Origin of the sequence: Romboutsia sp. CE17 (assembly GCF_012317385.1) — a bacterium.
GTDB lineage: Bacteria > Bacillota > Clostridia > Peptostreptococcales > Peptostreptococcaceae > Romboutsia_E.
The window spans coordinates 2,503,709-2,522,044 of record NZ_CP051144.1 but is presented as its reverse complement, the minus strand read 5'-3'; the positions used below and the strand labels follow the sequence as shown (position 1 = coordinate 2,522,044).

The following is an 18,336-nucleotide window of genomic DNA, read 5'->3' as shown; positions in this document are numbered from 1 at the left end:
AGTTTCTTATAGCCCGAGTTTAAATTATAAGAAAAGAGGAAGTGGTATAGTGGGCAAAAAAATAATGTTACAAGGAACTGCATCAAATGTAGGTAAAAGTACAATAGTAACGGGTTTATGTAGGATATTTAAACAAGATGGTTATACGGTTGTTCCTTTTAAGTCTCAAAATATGGCTTTGAATTCTTTTATAACAAAAGAAGGCCTAGAAATGGGTCGAGCTCAGGTTTCTCAAGCAGAAGCTTCAGGAATAGAGCCAATAGCTGACATGAATCCAATACTATTAAAGCCATCTGGAAACCATAAAAGCCAAGTTATTGTAAGAGGAAAAGTTGTAGGAAATATGTCATCAACGGAGTATCATGACTATAAACTAGAACTGATGGATGTACTAAAAGATACTTTTGATGAACTTAATAATAAATACGATATAACAGTTATGGAAGGTGCAGGTAGCTGTGCCGAAATTAACTTGAAAGAAAGAGATATTTCCAATATGGGGATGGCACACATTGCCGATGCTCCTGTAATAATAGTCGGAGATATAGACAGAGGTGGAGTATTTGCATCTCTTGCAGGAACTATGCTTTTACTAAATGATGAGGAAAGAAAAAGAGTAAAAGGTGTAATCATAAATAAATTTAGAGGGCGAAGAGAACTTTTAGGAGATGGAGTTAAAATGTTAGAAGATATTATAAAAGTTCCAGTCTTAGGAGTAGTTCCTTATAATGATATAAAAATAGAAGATGAAGATAGCGTAACTACAAGGTTTAAAAAATCTGTAGGAATAAGAGATGTTCATATTGAGATAGTAAGAACACCTCATATGTCTAACTTTACAGATTTTCATATATTTGAAACTCAAGAAGATGTAAGTGTTAGATATGTTGATTACAAAGAATCTTTAGGGAACCCAGATATAGTAATAATACCTGGAAGTAAGAGTACAATAGACGACTTAAAGTTCATTAGAGAAAATGGTTTAGAAGAGCAAATAAAAGCTTTACATAAAAAAGGAAAACTAATAATTGGTATTTGTGGAGGATACCAAATGCTAGGTAAAAAATTAAAAGATCCTTATCATGTAGAAGGTGAAATAGAAGAATATGATGGAATTGGTCTTTTAGATACGGAAACTATATTTGAAAGAGAAAAAACAACAACACAAGTAGAAGCAACTATTTGTGAAGGATTAAATGGATATCTAAAAAACTTAGGAGGTAAAAAAGTTAGTGGATATGAAATACACATGGGCGTTACTAATAGAAGTAATGAGATAAGTGATTTAGATAATATATATAAAAAGTTAGGCGAAGTTGTAAATTACACTGAAGGTAGTGTAAATTCAGAAGGAAATGTATTTGGAACATACTTACATGGAATTTTTGACGAGATAGATTTTACTAGAAGCTTACTTAATAATATTAGAGAAATGAAAAACTTAGAGAAAATTGAAAGTAAGGTAAGTTCATATAAAGAATTTAAGGAAAAAGAATATGATAAGTTAGCTGATTTCTTAAGAGAACATTTAGATATAGACAAAATATACGAAATAATGAATGAGTAGAAAATAAAATAATGGTTAGGTGAAATAAATGAAAAAAATTTTAATTGCGGGAACTAACAGTGGAGTTGGAAAAACAACAATTTCCCTGGGAATAATGCAAGCACTTACAAAAAGAAACATGAAAGTTCAACCATACAAGGTAGGTCCTGATTATATTGATCCATCTTATCATACATTTATAACAGGAAGGCACTCTAGAAACCTAGATTCATATATGTTAGATGATGAAAAAATCAAATATATAGTAAATGAAGCATCAAAAGATGCCGATATATCAGTAGTTGAAGGTGTTATGGGTTTATATGATGGATTAGGAATAGATTTAGATAGTTGTACAAGCTCTTATGCTTCGAAGCTTTTAAAAACACCTATAATTTTAGTTATAAATGCAAAAGCAATGGCAGCATCGGCAGCTGCTATGGTACTTGGATATAAAATGCTAGATGAAAATGTCAATATAGGTGGAGTTATAGTAAATAATGTTAAATCTAAAGGGCATTATGAAATACTTAAAGAAGCTATAGAAACTTATGCTAAGGTTGAAGTTTTAGGGTATTTTCCACCAAATAAAGAGTTCTCATTAGAATCAAGACATCTAGGACTTATACCTAGTGTAGAAATAGATTCACTAAAGCTTAAGTTTAATAATTTAGCTGAGGAAATTGAAAAGTACATAAATGTAGATAGAATAATAGAAATATCACAAAGTGAAGAAATAGAAAGTAGCTTTAGTTTAGATAGCTTTATAGAAAAAAATAAAATAGAAAATAAATCCATAGCAATAGCTTATGATAAAGCATTTAACTTCTATTATAGAGAAAATATAGAGCTACTAGAAAAATTAGGTTTAGAAATTAAGTACTTTAGTCCTATGGAAGATAAAGAAGTTCCAGAAGCTGATTATATATATATCGGTGGAGGATTCCCAGAAATATTTTGTAAAGAGTTAGATAATAACCAATCTATGAGAGAATCTATAATAAAAGCTCATGAAAGAAATATTCCTATATACGCAGAATGCGGAGGACTTATGTATCTAGGCGAAAACATGCTAGATAAAGATGAAAATAACTATAAAATGGTAGGAATATTTGAAGGGACTAGTAAGATGACGGCATCTTTAAAGAGATTTGGTTATTGCTTTGGTGAAGCAAAGGAAGATACAATTTTAGCTAAAAAAGGACAAATTATAAAAGGACATGAGTTCCATCATTCGATATTTGAAAGTAGCGAACCTTGTGCTTATATAATGAGAAAAGAAAAAGATAATAAGATTATTGATGAATGGGAAGGCGGATATAGCAAAAAAAACACACTAGCTACATATCTTCACACACATTTTTACAATAATTTAGATTGTATAGAAAACTTTTTAAATAGAGGTAGTAAGTAATATGAATATATTATCTATTTATATTGGGTATATAACGGATTTAATAGTAGGAGATCCTTATTATTTTCCACATCCAGTAAGGTTTATAGGAAATCTTATAAGATATATAGAAAAGAAAATTAGAAGAGTTGCTACGACTGATAAGCAACTTAAGATAGGTGGTTTTGTGTTATGGTTTTTTACTGTAATACCAACTTACTTAATTACCTACTTAATAATTAAACTTGTTAGTTTTAATCCATATGTATTTGTGTTTGTAAATTCATTTATCATTTACACAACTTTAGCAACAAAATGCTTAAAGGATGAAGCTATGAAAATATATAGGGTTCTTAAAACTGGAGATTTAAAACAATCAAGAATTCAACTTTCATACATAGTTGGAAGAGATACAGAAAGCTTAAGTGAATCAGAAATAATAAGAGCTACTGTGGAAACTGTTGCAGAAAATACTGTAGATGGGATTATTGCTCCTATGTTTTATGCATTTATAGGTGGTGCACCATTAGCGATGGCATACAAGGCAATAAATACTTTAGATTCTACTGTTGGATATAAGAATGAGAAGTACCTATACTTAGGTTTTGCATGCGCAAAAATAGATGATATAGCAAACTATATACCAGCTAGAATATCAGTATTATTAATATATATAGGAAGTTTAGTATTAGGTTATGACTATAAAAAATGTGCAAAAATAGCAATAAGGGATAGAAAAAATCATAAAAGCCCTAACTGTGCATATCCAGAAGGTGCAGTAGCAGGATCGTTAGGTATTCAATTAGGTGGGACGAATATATACTTTGGTAAGCCCGTCTATAAGCCAACTATTGGAGATAAAGATAGAGAAATAGAAAGTGAAGACATAATCAGAACTAATAGGATAATGTATGCTACATCGATAACTTCAATGATAGTATTTACATTAATATATGTATTATGTGTGAGGTGATGTGGATGAAAGATTTAGGACATGGGGCTAATACTGAGATAATGGCAATTAAATATAATAAAAATCCAAAGGATATTTTAGATTTTAGTTCAAATATAAATCCTAAATTAATACCTAATTTAGAGAGTTATATCTTAGAAGGCCTTAAAGAATGTACTAGTTACCCAGATATAAACTATACAAGATTACGAAAAAATATATCAGATTATATAAAAGTAAAGCCAGAATTTATAATACCAGGTAATGGAGCAACCGAGATTATATATTTATTAATGAAAAGTATAAATAAAAGATTAGCAATATTTAATCCAACCTTTTCTGAATATAAGAGAAGTGCGGAATTGAATGGATTAGATATACTTCATTTAAACTTAGATAAAAATAATAACTTTGAAATAAACTTAGAAAACCTTAAATCAAATATAAATAACTTTGATAGCTTATTTGTATGTAATCCAAATAATCCAAATGGTAAGGTTAAAAACTTAGAAAAAGTACTACACCTTATTGTAGAAAATAATAAGTTATTAATAGTTGATGAAACCTTTATGGAGTTTGTTGAACATGAAGAAAAATACTCTTTAATTAAATATGTAGAAAAATATGAAAATATATTTATTTTAAAAGCTGTTACAAAATTTTTTGGAATGCCTGGTCTAAGATTGGGATATGGAGTTACAAGTAACAAAGAAATAATAGAGAAAATATATACTTATAAAGAACCTTGGACTATAAATTCATTTGCGGATAATCTATCTAACTATATTTTTAAGGATGAAAATTATATAAAAGAAAGCAAAGAGTACTATATAAAAGAAAGATATTTCTTGACTAAAGAATTAAGTCAAATACCTTCTATAGAACTTTATGACACTGATACAAACTTTATATTACTAAGATTAAAGAAAAATAAAGCCAACGATATAAAAGAAAAGCTATTTATAGAAAGTAATATACTTATAAGAGATGCATCTAATTTCATAGGATTAGATGAAAGTTATATAAGAATAGCTATTAAATCTCATAGTGAAAATGAGATTTTAATAAAAGAACTAAAGAAAGTGCTAGGATACTAAAATGAAGTCTTATGGAAGGTGCCCAGCATCCTGTGGAGAATTTGTACAAGGTTATATAAGCGAAGAAGAGTACTTATGTTCTTATGCAATAGACCTATACTCAATAGCTACGGTAGAAGAAAAACTAGAAAATGTAATATTAGGTCCATCAAAATCAAGAAGAGCAATAGAAATGGTTTTTAAAAATTTTAATTTACCAATTAAAGAAAGCAAAAATATTTCTTTAAATATAAATAGTCAAATACCAATAGGTAAAGGAATGGCAAGCTCTACAGCTGACATAGGAGCAACAATAATGGCTACTTTATCACTTATAGGAAAAAGCATGACTAGTGAGCAGATATCAAAGCTAGCATCTAAAATAGAACCAACTGATTCTATTTTTATAGAAGAGGCTAATATATTTAATCCTTTGAATGGGGAAGTGATAAAGTACTTAGGAAATGTTAGAAATGCTAAAGTTCTAATACTAGAGCCTAACATAATTTTAAACACTAAAAAAATAAGAGAAACTCCAAACTACATGGAAATTAAATTAAAAAATAAAGATTTAATTAGAGAAGCTTTTTGCTTATTAGAAGATGGAATTAAGAAAAATGACTTAAATCTAGTAGGTCAAGCGTGCAATATAAGTAGTTTAGCTAATGAAAATATACATGAAAAAGTAGCCTTAAAAGAAATCATAGAAATATCTAAAAACTATGGTGCTTATGGAGTAAACGTAGCCCACAGTGGAACAGTAGTAGGTATCTTACTAGATAAGGCTATGAATGAAGAAAGATTAATTGAATTAATAAGAAATAAAAATTTACATAAGTTTTATAAAAAAATATATTCATCAGACATAATTGATGGAGGAATAAAGGAGGGTACACAATGGAATACATCAAAAATCCTATGGAGATAGAGAGTAAAAGTTTTGAAATTATACAAGGTATAATTGATGAAATTAGACCAGGGTATGAGTTTAAAAATGAAGTAGAAGAAAAAATTATAAAGCGTGCAATACACACTACAGCAGACTTTGAATACTTAGATATATTAAAAATATCTGATAAAGCAGTAGACTCTATAGTAGATGCATTAAACAATAAAGCTACAATATTTACAGATACAAACATGGCTTTAAGTGGAATAAATAAAAGAAAATTATCAGCTTTAGATTGTGACTTTAAATGCTTAGTGGCAGATGAAGAAGTAGCTGATCTTGCAAAAGAAAAAGGAATAACTCGCTCTATGGCAGCAGTAGAGGTAGCAGCTAAAACTCCAGGAAGGAAAATATTTGTGCTTGGTAATGCGCCAACAGCTTTATATAAAGTTATGGAAATGAAGAATGAAGGTAACCTTGATATAGATGCAGTTGTAGGAGTTCCAGTAGGATTTGTTGGAGCAGCAGAATCTAAAGATGAATTAGAAAAAACTGATATACCATACATAATCTCTAAGGGAAGAAAAGGTGGAAGTAATTTAGCTGCTGCTATAATAAATGCTATTTTATATTCTATGTAGGTAAGTATTATGGAAGAGTATGTATATATTGATGGAAAAAAATATAGAAGAGGATATACAACAGGCTCATGCGCTGCAGCAGCATCTAAGGCAGCAACTCATATGCTGCTTACTAAAAATAAAATAGATAAGATTAATATAGATACACCAAAAGGAATACCGCTATCATTAAATGTTTGCAATATAGAGCTTACTGAAAATAAAGCAAAATGCTCCATTGAAAAAGATGGAGGAGACGATATTGATGCAACTCATAGTATGCATATATATGCAGAAGTAGAACTGATAGATAGAACTAATGATGAAGATATTATAGTTGAGGGAGGAATAGGTGTAGGGGTTGTTACTAAAAAAGGTCTTAGTGTTGAAGTAGGAAAACCGGCTATAAATCCAGTTCCAATGAGAATGATAAATAGTGAAGTTAGAAAAGTTATAGGTGAAGATTTTAAGTATAATCTTGGAAAAAGTAAATCTTTAAAAATAACAATATGTGCTCCAGAAGGTGTAGAAATAGCAAAGAAAACATTTAATCCAAGGCTTGGAATTATAGGAGGTATTTCTATACTTGGGACAACTGGAATAGTTGAACCTATGAGTGATGAAGGATGGAAAAAATCTTTATCAATTGAGTTAGAAATGAAAAAAGCTCAAGGGTTAGAAAGTATAATACTAGTTCCAGGTAATCATGGAGAGAAGTTTATAAAAGAAAAACTAAACCTAGATATGAAGTATGTAGTGAGAACTAGTAACTTTGTAGGATATATGTTAAAAGAAGCTCAAAGAATTGGATTTAAAAAAATACTTATGGTAGGTCATATAGGAAAGTACATAAAAATATCTGCTGGTATTTTTAACACTCACAGTAAAATAGCTGATGCAAGAAGTGAAATACTAATCTCTAACTTGGCTATGATGGGAGCACCATATGAATTTTTAAAGAGGATAGAAGGTTGTGTTACTGCTGAAGCTGCAGTAGAAATTATAAATGAAAGTAATTACAAAGATTTTTACAATTTAATAAGCAACAAATGCAAGTTAAAAATAGAACAATATTTATTAGATGAAGAAATAGATGTGGAAGTAATGATATTCTCAATGGATAAAACACTACTTGGAAAATCAGATAATGCAGATAGTTTAGTGGAGGTATTTAGATGATAAATATAATCGGATTAGGTCCGGGAAACGAAAGTTATATAACTAAGTTAGGTGAAAAGTTAATTATGGAGTCTGAGATTTTAATTGGTGGAAAAAGAAATTTAGAAACTATAAAAAACTTTAAGGGCGAAAAGATTGAAATGGCATCTAATTTAAAGGAAATTTTAGAATATATAAATGCCAACAAACATAAGCAAATATCTGTTATAGCATCAGGTGATCCATCTATATATGGAATAGGAAAATATTTATCTAATAATATTGATAATAAAAATTTGAATATAGTATCTGGAATAAGTTCTTTACAATATATATTTTCAAAAATATATGTAGATATGAACGATTTATATATAACTAGTAGTCATGGAAAGGTACCTGATTTTGATTACATATTATCTCATAAAAAAGTATGTATGGTTACAGATAGCAAAATAGGTCCTCATGAAATTAGTAAAGAGATTATAAATAGAGGCTTAAAGAAAACTATTGTAGTTGGAGAAAATTTATCTTATGATAGCGAAAAAATTACAATAGGAAGTCCAGAAGAAATACTTAAGATAGAAAAATTTGACATGAATGTTGTGGTGATATTAGATGAAAAATAGTGAATTTATAACAGGGAAAGTACCTATTACTAAAGAAGAAGTAAGAGCTATATCTATAAATAAACTTAATTTGGCTAATGCTAAAAGATTTATAGATGTAGGTGCAGGAACAGGTAGTGTAACTGTTGAAGCAGCATATCATTACCCTAATTTAGAAGTTAAAGCAATAGAAAGAAATGATGATGCTTTAGATTTAATAAATAAAAATGTTGAGAAATTTAACTTAAAAAATGTAGAAATAATAAAAGGATATGCACCTGTCGAAATAAATAAAAAGGTAGATGCAATATTCTTAGGAGGTACAGGCAACAATCTTGAAGAAATTATACTATGGTCGAAAGATTTATTAGTAAAAGGTGGAAGATTAGTAGCTAACTTTATAATAGTAGACACCTTTTACCAAACATTAAATTTATTAAGAAAGTACGGATTTAGAAATTTAGATGTATCAGTTCTAAATGTTTCTAAACTAGAGAAACTGGGAAGAGGAGAGTATTTCAAACCTTTAAACCCAATTTACATAATATCTTGTGAAAAAGGAGTAGATAATGATGATGAATAAAGTACACTTTGTAGGTGCAGGACCAGGGGACAAAGAATTAATAACGCTAAAAGGATATAAACTTTTAAGTAATGCAGATGTTGTAATATATGCAGGTTCATTAGTTAACCCAGAACTTTTAGAATATTGTAAGGAAGGTTGCGAAATACATAACAGTGCTTACATGGATTTACAACAAATAACAGATGTTATGGAAAAAGGAATAAAAGAAGGAAAATCTGTAGTTAGATTACAAACAGGAGACTTCTCAATATATGGTTCTATAAGAGAACAAGTCGAAGAATTAAACAAGCTAGATATAGATTATGATTGTACACCAGGAGTAAGCTCATTTTTAGGAGCATCATCAGCCCTTGGAGTAGAATATACAGTACCAGAAATATCTCAAAGTGTAGTAATAACAAGAATGGAAGGTAGAACTCCAGTACCAGAAAAAGAATCAATAGAATCTTTTGCTAAGCATCAAACTTCAATGGTTATATTCTTATCAGTTCAAGAGATTGAAAAGGTTGTTGAAAGATTAATATCTGGAGGATATCCAGAAACTACTCCAATAGCTGTAGTTTACAAAGCTACTTGGCCAGATGAAAAGATAATAAAAGGAACCTTACAAGATATAGCAAAGAAAGTTAAAGAAAACAACATAACTAAAACTGCTTTAATAATGGTAGGAGAATTCTTAGGTAAAGAGTATAACAACTCAAAACTATACGATAAGGATTTTAAACATGAATATAGGTTCTAATATAGCAATACTTAGTATCACTGCAAATGGACGTAAGTTAGCTTGTAAAATAAAAAATCTATTAGATGATGGAGATATTTACTTTATAAATAACAAAAAGGATGAAAATACATCATTAATAAAAGAAAATATAATCAAATCTTCAGAAGATGGGACTGAGCTTTATACTGTAAAAAAAAGATTAAAATTATTTGTAGAAGAGATATTTGATAAGTATGAATACATAGTATTTATAATGGCAACAGGAATAGTAGTTAGGACAATCGCGCCTTTAGTTACTAGTAAGTTTTCTGATCCAGCTATTTTGGTCACTGATGAAAAAGGAACTAATATAATTAGTTTACTAAGTGGACACATGGGTGGGGCAAATGAAATGACACTTCGTATAAGTGAACTTCTAAACTCTAATCCTGTAATAACTACAGCTACGGATACAAATAAAAAATCTTCTTTAGATATGATAGCTAAAAAATTAAATGCACACATCGATAATTTTAGAGACAATGTATTACTAATAAACTCTATGTTAGTAAATGGTGATTCTGTAGGTTTATACTTGGATGGAGAATATAACAATATTGATACCAGAGGATTTACATTATTAGATAATTCTAAGAGTATAAATAAATGCCTATATGATGAAGAAAAATTGAATAAAATTAATTCAAAAACAATTGTAGTTATAAGCAACAAAGAATACTTAGAAGTGGATAATTCATTTAAGAATAACTACAAAATTATAAGAGTAATACCTAAAAATATAGTAATAGGAATTGGATGTAGAAGAGATACAGATAGCTCCTTGTTACAAGAGTCTCTAAACGACTTTATACATAAGAATAATATAGACAAAAAATCAATAAAAGAAATTGGTAGCATAGAAGTAAAGAAAGATGAAAAAGCCATCATAGACTTAAGTGAAGCTCTAAAAGTACCTTTTAAAGTCTTATCAACAGAAGATATCTCTAAGGTAGATGACTTATTTGAAAAATCAGAGTGGGTGAAAAAAAGTGTAGGAGTATACTCAGTTGCTGAACCAGTAGCTCACATATTAAGTGATGGTAATTTAATAATAGAAAAAAATAAATACAAAGGAATTACATTCTCAGCGGGGAGGTTGAAGATATGATATATGTTGTAGGAATTGGTCCAGGAAGTAAAGATATGATGACTATAGAAGCAATAAAAGCTATAGAAAATTCTGATGTAATAGTAGGATATAAAACATACATAAATTTAATAGATGAATTTATAGAAGATAAAGAAGTTGTTTCAAATGGGATGAGACAAGAGATAGATAGATGTAAAAAGGCAGTTGAAATTGCTAAAGAAGGTAAGAATGTAGCTGTTGTAAGTAGTGGAGATGCTGGAATATATGGTATGGCAGGACTTATACTTGAATTAACTACAAAAGAAGAAAAAGAGGTACCTGTAAAAGTAGTTCCAGGAGTAACTGCAAGTATAGGAGCAGCTGCAATATTAGGAGCACCAATAATGCATGATTTCTGTCATATAAGTTTAAGCGACTTATTAACTCCATGGGAAGTTATAGAAAAAAGATTAAAATTAGCTGCTGAAGCTGACTTTGTAGTTTGCTTATATAACCCAAGGAGCAAGGGGAGAAGCGAGCATTTAGCTAAAGCATTTGAGATAATGAGAGAATTCAAAGATGGATCTATCCCAGTTGGAATAGTTAAAGACGTAGGAAGAGAAAAAGAAGAAAAGTTTATTTGTACATTCGATACTATGGATTTTGAAAGAGTAGATATGACAACTATGGTTGTTATAGGAAATAAGAGTACTTTTATAAAAGATGGTAAGATGATAACTCCTAGAGGATACACTGTATAAGGAGGAATATATATGATATTAGTTTTAGGTGGGACCTCAGACAGCTTAGAAATATGCAGTGAACTAAACAAAATATTTAACTTAAAATACACTTTATCTGTAACAACAGAATATGGAAAAGATTTAGCAAAAGGGTATGCAAGGAATGTTATTTTAGGGAAACTTAATAAGAATGAAATGATGAACTTTATAAAAGAAAATAAAGTAAAGCTAATAATAGATGCAACTCACCCTTATGCTATAGAGGTCTCTAAAAATGCAATAGAATGCTCAAGTGAATCTAATATAGAATACATAAGGTATGAAAGAAAATCACTTATAGAAGGTATAGAATACAAAAATATTTTTGTAGTAGATACTATTGAAGAAGCTTGTAGTATAGCAAGTAAAAGAGGAAATAACATATTTATAGGAAGTGGAAGTAAGAACTTAAATAAGTATGTGGAGCTTATAAAAGATAAAAAATTAATTGCAAGAGTATTACCTACAAGTGAAGTTATAAAGAGTTGTGAAGATTTAGGACTAAATGCAGATAACATAATAGCTATGAAAGGTCCGTTTAGTAAAACTATAAATATTGAAATGTATAAGCAATACAAAATAGATTTAGTAATAACTAAGGAAAGTGGAGTTGCTGGAGGATTCTTAGAAAAGATTGATGCAGCAAAGCATCTTGATATACCAGTAGTAATAATAAGAAGAGAAAATATAGAATATCCAAAAGTTATAAATGATGTGAAGGAAATAAGAAATTTAATAAAAATCTAGGGAGATTACACAGGATGAAGAAGGCGGTTTTAGTAGTAAGTTTCGGAACAAGTTATGATGAAACAAGAAAAAAGACAATAGAAGTATGTGAAAAGAAAATAAGCGCAGAACTTAGCGAATACGATTTTTACAGAGCATATACTTCAAATATGATAATCAGAAAAATAAAAAAGAGAGATGGAATTGAAATAAACAACCCATTACAAGCTTTAGAAAAATTATATGAAGAAGGATATGAAGAAGTTATAGTGCAAACGCTTCATATAATTTGTGGGGAAGAATTTAATAAATTAAAAGCACAAATAGAAAGTTATAAGCCTAAATTTAAAAAATTAGTTTTAGGTAGACCATTACTTACTTATATAGATGACTATAAAGAAGTAGTTGAAGCTTTAGAAGTTCAAATACCAAAAATGGAAAATGATGAAGCTGTAGTATTTATGGGGCATGGAACTTTCCATGAATCTCATGCCGCATATCCAGCAATAGAATATATGCTAAGGGACCATGGGATAAATGGATATGTAGGTACAGTAGAAGGTTATCCAGAAATAGAGAATGTAATAAAAAGATTAAAAGAAAATAAGGTAAAAATCGTTAACTTAATGCCACTAATGTTAGTTGCAGGAGATCATGCAATAAATGATATGGCAGGAGATGAAGAAGATTCTTGGAAATCAATATTAGAAGAACAAGGATTTGAAGTTAAGGTACATTTACAAGGATTAGGGGAAAATTATAAAATTCAAGATAAATTTGTAAAGCATGCATATGATTGTATAAAACAATTAAAAGAATTAGAAGTTATATGCTAAACAATTAGGAGGAAGATATAATGGCAAAATTTTATGGAATAGGTACAGGACCAGGAGATAGTTCATTATTAACAGTAAAGGCCGTAGAAACAATACAAAATTTAGATATATTATATACACCAGAGTCAAGAAAAGGTGGAGATAGCTTAGCTTTATCAATAGTAAGTAAATATATTCCAGATAAATTAGAAATAAAATCTAGGCATTTTCCAATGAATTTTAATGATGGAGAAAAGGTAGTTGCTTGGAATAAAATAGCTGAAGAAATAGTCAGAGATGTTAAGTCTGGCAAAAATGTTGGATTTGTAACTTTAGGAGATCCAATGATATATAGTACTTACGTTTATATAATGGAAAGACTTATAGATGATATAGAAGTAGAAACTATACCAGGAATATCTTCATTCTCAAATATAGCTTCTAATCAAAATTTCCCATTAGTTATGGATAGAGAGCCATTAATAGTAATACCATGCACTATGGAAGAAGAAAGAATTGACTATGCATTAGAAAACTATAGTTGTATAGTATTAATGAAGGTATATAAAAATTTCAAAGAAATTATACATAAGTTAGAAAAATTCGGTCTAATAGACAGTGCAATACTTGTAAGCAATTCATCTCAAGAAAGTGAAGTAGTTTATACGGACTTAAGAGATGCACACTTAGAAGAAAAAATATCATACTTTTCAACGATACTAGTAAACAAAGATAATAAAAAGCAATTAGATAAACTAGTTAATAAAGTAGGATAGAAGACTTATATATAAGGAGATTTTGTCATGAAGATAGTAGTTGGAAGCAGAGGAAGCAAATTGGCTCTTACACAAACTAATTGGGTAATAGATCAGTTAAAAAAACATAACCCTGAAGTTAATTTTGAAGTAAAGATAATAAAAACTAAAGGTGACTTAGTACAACATTTATCTTTAGACAAAATAGGGGATAAGGGATTATTTGTAAAAGAAATAGAGCAACAATTAATTGATAAAGAAATAGATATAGCTGTTCACAGTATGAAGGATATGCCTTCTAGCTTACCTAATGGTTTGAAATTTGCAAGTATACCTAAAAGAGAAGATCCAAGAGATGTTCTTGTATTAAAAGAAGGATATAACTGTATAGATGATTTACCAAAGGGAGCAAAAATAGGTACAGGTAGTAAGAGAAGAAAGTATCAATTACTAAAGCATAGACCTGACCTAGAAATAGTTCCAATAAGAGGGAATATTGACACAAGAATAAGAAAAATAAAAGATGAAAATCTAGATGGAGTAGTGCTTGCAGCAGCTGGAATACTAAGAGCTAGTATGAGTGATAGGATAAGCTATTACATACCAACAGATATAATGGTACCTGCTCCAGCACAAGGAGCTCTTGCAATAGAAATAAGAGATAATGATTTAGAAGTAGAGAATTTAATAAACTGTCTAAAAGATAAAGAAACAGAAATACAAGTAGCAGCTGAAAGAGGATTTTTGGATGGAGTAAATGGAAGTTGTCATATTCCAATGGGAGCTTATTGTAAAATAGAAGGAGATAAAATTAAGCTTACAGGATTGTTTGGAGATGAAGAAGGGCATAAGCTGATAATAAAAGAATTAGAAGGTAATGTAAAATTTCCAAGAGAAACAGGATTAGAGTTAGCAAAATTAATCTTAAAGGAGTATGAAAGCTATGAAGGGTAAAGTTTACTTAGTAGGTGCAGGACCAGGAGATTATAAGCTATTAACTCTAAAAGGACTTGAGTGTATAAAGAATGCTGATGTTATAGTTTATGATAGATTAGCAAATTCAAACTATTTAAGAGAAGCTAAGCCTACTTGTGAATTTATATATGTAGGTAAAGAATCTAGTAATCATACACTTCCTCAAGATGATATAAATAGAGTGATAGCTGATAAGGCTAAAGAAGGTAAGATAGTTACAAGACTTAAGGGAGGAGACCCTTATGTATTTGGAAGAGGTGGAGAAGAAGGGCAACTTTTAAAAGAAGAAGGCATAGATTTTGAAGTAGTTCCTGGAATAACTTCTGCTATAGGTGGACTTTGCTATGCAGGTATTCCTATAACTCACAGGGACCATGCATCTTCATTCCACGTAATAACAGGTCATCTAAGAGAAGATGATAAAGAAAATCCTGAGATAAACTGGAACGCTTTAGCTAATACTAGAGGAACTCTTGTATTTTTAATGGGAGTAGCTAATCTAAAGAAAATAAGTGAAAATCTAATCAAAGAAGGAAAATGTAAAGATACTCCAGTTGCACTTATAAGTTGGGCAACTAGGTATAACCAAAGAGTAATAACTTCTACACTAGAAGATGTTTATGAAACTGCTATAAGAGAAAATGTTAAACCACCAACATTAATAGCAATAGGAAGTGTAGTTAATTTAAGGGATACTCTAAACTTCTTTGAAAATAAACCATTATTCGGTAAAAATATAATGGTTACTAGAAGTAGAACTCAAAGTAGTTCAATAGTAGAAAAAATAATGGATTTAGGTGGAAATCCAATAGAAATACCTACTATTAAAATAGAAAAGATGGAAAATAATATTGAGTTAGAAAATGAAATTAATAATATAAAAAATTATACATATTTAGTTCTTACAAGTAAGAATGCTGTAGAGATTTTCTTCGATAAGTTAGAAGAAATGAACTTAGATGCTAGAGCTTTAGCAAATTTAAAGGTATGTGCAATTGGAAGTGCTACAGCTAAGGAAATAAAATCTAGAGGAATAAATCCTGATATAGTTCCAGAAAAGTTTGTGGCAGAGTCTTTATATGATGAGTTAAAAGACAAATTAACTAAAGAAGATAAGATATTAATACCAAGGGCTAAGAATGCGAGGGATTATTTATTAGATAAGTTAGGTGAAATTTGTACTGTAAAAGAAGTTCATACTTATGAAAGTGTAATAGACACTAGTAGGAAGGATGAAATCTTAGATATACTAGATAAAGAAGAGTTAGATTATATAACTTTTGCAAGTTCTTCAAGTGTAAGAAATTTTGTAGAAATTATAGGAGAAGAAAATTTAGAAAAAATAAACAGTTCGAAAGTAATATCTATAGGACCAATAACTTCAGCTACTGCAAGAGAATTAAATATAGATGTCTATAAAGAAGCTGAAAAAGCTACTATAGATAAGATTGTAGAGGCAATTACTGTAGATTAGTATTGATTTGATACTTTTGGAGGGAAGATTATGTTAAGAAGACCTAGAAGGTTAAGAGCTAACAAGGCTATAAGAAATTTAGTTAGAGAAACTAAATTAAATGTAGAAGATTTAATTTATCCTTTATTTATAGTAGAGGGAGAAGGGGTTAAAAGCGAAATTTCTTCACTACCAGATGTATATCATTTTTCAGTTGATATGCTAGAAGATGAAATAAAGGAAATAAAAGATTTAGGAATAGAACATGTAATATTATTCGGTATACCTCATGATCATGAGAAAGATGCTTGTGGTAGTGAAGCATATAACGATAATGGAATAGTTCAAAGAGCTATAAGAAAAATAAAAGAGATAGATCCAGAAATGAATGTAATAACAGATGTATGCATGTGTGAATATACTAGCCATGGACATTGTGGAATCTTAAATGAAAATGGATACGTTAAAAATGATGTTACATTAGAATACTTAACTAAGATAGCAGTAAGCCATGCTAAAGCTGGTGCTGATATGGTGGCACCTTCTGATATGATGGATGGAAGAATAGCAGCACTTAGAGAAGGCTTAGATGAAGCTGGTTTTGAAAATATAGGAATAATGGCTTACAGTGTTAAGTATGCATCTACTTTCTATGGTCCATTTAGAGAGGCTGCTAATTCTGCTCCAAGTTTTGGAGATAGAAAGACCTACCAAATGGATCCAGCTAATTCTAATGAAGCTTTAATTGAGGCTGAGTTAGATGCATTAGAAGGTGCAGATATACTTATGGTTAAGCCTGCTCTTTCTTATTTAGATGTTATAAGAAGAGTTAAGGATAATTTTGAATTACCTCTTGCTGCTTATAATGTTAGTGGTGAGTATGCTATGTTAAAATCTGCTGTTAAGAACGGCATCTTGTCAGAAGGAGCTATTTATGAGTCAGTTATGTCTATTAAGAGGGCTGGTGCTGATATAATAATTACCTACTTTGCTAAAGATTTAGCTAAGATTATAAGAGGGTAAGTTTGTAAGGGGTAATGAGAAGGTATATATTATATTCTTTCTCACTTACCCTTAGTTATTTTACTGTAATAAGTATGTTACAATATTAGTAATTTTTATTACCCTTTGAATTAATATTTTTATTCTTGATACCCTCCTTTGATTTAATTTTCATAGTAGTATATTTTAATTTAATAAAAGAATATATTAAGTATAGAGCCTTGATAATTAAATCTCATTTACGCAATTGAAATCTACGGAAAAACTGTATATTTTCTAACTAATATTTTGCTTAAAATGAAATCAAAATAGTTGATTGGAAATACAGAATATGGGAATCTATTAAGTATAGAGATTTGATAATTAAATCTCATTTACGCAATTGAAATCTACGGAAAAGCTGTATATTTTCTAATAATATTTTTACTTAAAATAAAATCAAAATTGTTGCTTGGAAATACAGAATATGGTAAAATCTCAGATGTAATTTGCATAATAATTATAGTTGATTTTAGATACCTTCCTAAGGGGAGTTTTTTATGCAAAAAATATACGCCATTTTAAGTGGAAGAACCACTTTTAATAAATCAATAAGATAGAAATAGGAGGGATATTATGTTAAAAAAAATAATGAAAAAGGGAAAAAATAATAAAGGATTCACATTAGTAGAATTATTAGTAGTAATAGCTATAATAGCTATATTAGCAGTAGTTGCTGTTCCATCATTAATGAAAAATATAAATAAAGCAAAAGTAGCAGATATAGTAGCAGATTATAGTGCTATAAAAGCTCAAGTACTTGCAACTTATGCAGATGATAGTTTAGTTGACGGAACTTATACAAAAGCAATGGATGGTACTACATTAGCTATGCAAGCAAAATCAGAAGATGAATCACCAGCTGAACCAACAACTAAGTCAACAACTGAATCAATAGAAGTTAATGATTTAAGTAAAGAAGCTGAATATTCTTTAGTGGTAAAAAATCAAACAGCTAAATTAACTATAACAACTAAACATAAAGATATAGCTGAAAAAGTTGCGGAAGCTATAAATGGAAATCAAACAGCTAAAAAAGTTAATGTTGAAATATTAAAATAATAAATAAAGTAGGGATATTATCCCTGCTTTTTTGATAAATATATTAAATTTAATAGATAGAGGTAATAAT

At 29.4% G+C, this 18,336-nt stretch carries 19 protein-coding genes; all 19 read left to right on the top strand.

Annotation, left to right across the window (positions count from 1 at the left end):
* The first annotated feature begins 49 nt into the window (after positions 1-49).
* The 19 genes from HF520_RS12025 (at position 50) to HF520_RS11935 (ending at position 18,266) form a co-directional block, all read left to right on the top strand.
* Positions 50-1,567: a cobyric acid synthase gene (locus tag HF520_RS12025; RefSeq protein ID WP_168574254.1), complete on the top strand. Its 1,518-nt coding sequence runs from the start codon at positions 50-52 to the stop codon at positions 1,565-1,567.
* Between the two features lie 28 nt (positions 1,568-1,595).
* Positions 1,596-2,960 (top strand): cobyrinate a,c-diamide synthase, encoded by a 1,365-nt coding sequence (locus HF520_RS12020; protein WP_168574253.1) that lies wholly within the window; start codon positions 1,596-1,598, stop codon positions 2,958-2,960.
* 1 nt (position 2,961) lies between these two features.
* Positions 2,962-3,912, top strand: coding sequence for an adenosylcobinamide-phosphate synthase CbiB (cbiB, locus tag HF520_RS12015; protein WP_168574252.1), 951 nt, complete (start codon positions 2,962-2,964; stop codon positions 3,910-3,912).
* 5 nt (positions 3,913-3,917) lie between these two features.
* Positions 3,918-4,988: a pyridoxal phosphate-dependent aminotransferase gene (locus HF520_RS12010; protein WP_168574251.1), complete on the top strand. Its 1,071-nt coding sequence runs from the start codon at positions 3,918-3,920 to the stop codon at positions 4,986-4,988.
* A gap of 1 nt (position 4,989) precedes the next feature.
* Positions 4,990-5,895, top strand: a complete 906-nt coding sequence (locus tag HF520_RS12005) for a GHMP family kinase ATP-binding protein (RefSeq protein WP_168574250.1) — start codon at positions 4,990-4,992, stop codon at positions 5,893-5,895.
* Complete coding sequence (locus HF520_RS12000) at positions 5,865-6,497, top strand: cobalt-precorrin-8 methylmutase (RefSeq protein ID WP_168574249.1); 633 nt, start codon at positions 5,865-5,867, stop codon at positions 6,495-6,497. The genes HF520_RS12005 and HF520_RS12000 overlap by 31 nt, the downstream gene beginning before the upstream one ends.
* A 9-nt stretch (positions 6,498-6,506) precedes the next feature.
* Entirely contained in the window at positions 6,507-7,655 is a 1,149-nt protein-coding gene (gene cbiD / locus HF520_RS11995) for a cobalt-precorrin-5B (C(1))-methyltransferase CbiD (RefSeq protein WP_168574248.1), read from the top strand.
* Positions 7,652-8,260: a cobalt-precorrin-7 (C(5))-methyltransferase gene (locus tag HF520_RS11990; protein ID WP_168574247.1), complete on the top strand. Its 609-nt coding sequence runs from the start codon at positions 7,652-7,654 to the stop codon at positions 8,258-8,260. Before cbiD ends, HF520_RS11990 begins: the two co-directional genes overlap by 4 nt.
* The gene (locus HF520_RS11985) at positions 8,250-8,822 is read left to right on the top strand and encodes a decarboxylating cobalt-precorrin-6B (C(15))-methyltransferase (protein ID WP_168574246.1); all 573 of its coding nucleotides are present in this window, start codon (positions 8,250-8,252) and stop codon (positions 8,820-8,822) included. The genes HF520_RS11990 and HF520_RS11985 overlap by 11 nt, the downstream gene beginning before the upstream one ends.
* Positions 8,815-9,567, top strand: a complete 753-nt coding sequence (locus HF520_RS11980) for a cobalt-precorrin-4 methyltransferase (protein WP_168574834.1) — start codon at positions 8,815-8,817, stop codon at positions 9,565-9,567. The genes HF520_RS11985 and HF520_RS11980 overlap by 8 nt, the downstream gene beginning before the upstream one ends.
* Positions 9,551-10,696: a cobalt-precorrin 5A hydrolase gene (gene cbiG, locus HF520_RS11975; RefSeq protein ID WP_168574245.1), complete on the top strand. Its 1,146-nt coding sequence runs from the start codon at positions 9,551-9,553 to the stop codon at positions 10,694-10,696. The genes HF520_RS11980 and cbiG overlap by 17 nt, the downstream gene beginning before the upstream one ends.
* Positions 10,693-11,418, top strand: a complete 726-nt coding sequence (cobJ, locus tag HF520_RS11970; RefSeq protein WP_168574244.1) for a precorrin-3B C(17)-methyltransferase — start codon at positions 10,693-10,695, stop codon at positions 11,416-11,418. Before cbiG ends, cobJ begins: the two co-directional genes overlap by 4 nt.
* A 12-nt stretch (positions 11,419-11,430) precedes the next feature.
* A complete protein-coding gene (locus tag HF520_RS11965) occupies positions 11,431-12,186 on the top strand; it encodes a cobalt-precorrin-6A reductase (RefSeq protein WP_168574243.1) in 756 nt (251 codons plus the stop codon).
* Between the two features lie 14 nt (positions 12,187-12,200).
* Positions 12,201-13,001 carry a sirohydrochlorin cobaltochelatase gene (locus tag HF520_RS11960; RefSeq protein WP_168574242.1) on the top strand — a complete coding sequence of 267 codons (801 nt, stop codon included), beginning with the start codon at positions 12,201-12,203 and terminating at the stop codon, positions 12,999-13,001.
* A gap of 20 nt (positions 13,002-13,021) precedes the next feature.
* Positions 13,022-13,756, top strand: a complete 735-nt coding sequence (locus HF520_RS11955) for a cobalt-factor II C(20)-methyltransferase (RefSeq protein ID WP_168574241.1) — start codon at positions 13,022-13,024, stop codon at positions 13,754-13,756.
* 27 nt (positions 13,757-13,783) lie between these two features.
* On the top strand, positions 13,784-14,689 hold the full coding sequence (gene hemC, locus HF520_RS11950) for a hydroxymethylbilane synthase (RefSeq protein ID WP_168574240.1): 906 nt from the start codon (positions 13,784-13,786) through the stop codon (positions 14,687-14,689).
* On the top strand, positions 14,679-16,184 hold the full coding sequence (cobA, locus tag HF520_RS11945; RefSeq protein WP_168574239.1) for a uroporphyrinogen-III C-methyltransferase: 1,506 nt from the start codon (positions 14,679-14,681) through the stop codon (positions 16,182-16,184). Before hemC ends, cobA begins: the two co-directional genes overlap by 11 nt.
* A gap of 30 nt (positions 16,185-16,214) precedes the next feature.
* Entirely contained in the window at positions 16,215-17,186 is a 972-nt protein-coding gene (gene hemB, locus HF520_RS11940; RefSeq protein WP_168574238.1) for a porphobilinogen synthase, read from the top strand.
* 594 nt (positions 17,187-17,780) lie between these two features.
* The gene (locus HF520_RS11935) at positions 17,781-18,266 is read left to right on the top strand and encodes a type II secretion system protein (protein ID WP_330586256.1); all 486 of its coding nucleotides are present in this window, start codon (positions 17,781-17,783) and stop codon (positions 18,264-18,266) included.
* Positions 18,267-18,336: the final 70 nt, after the last annotated feature.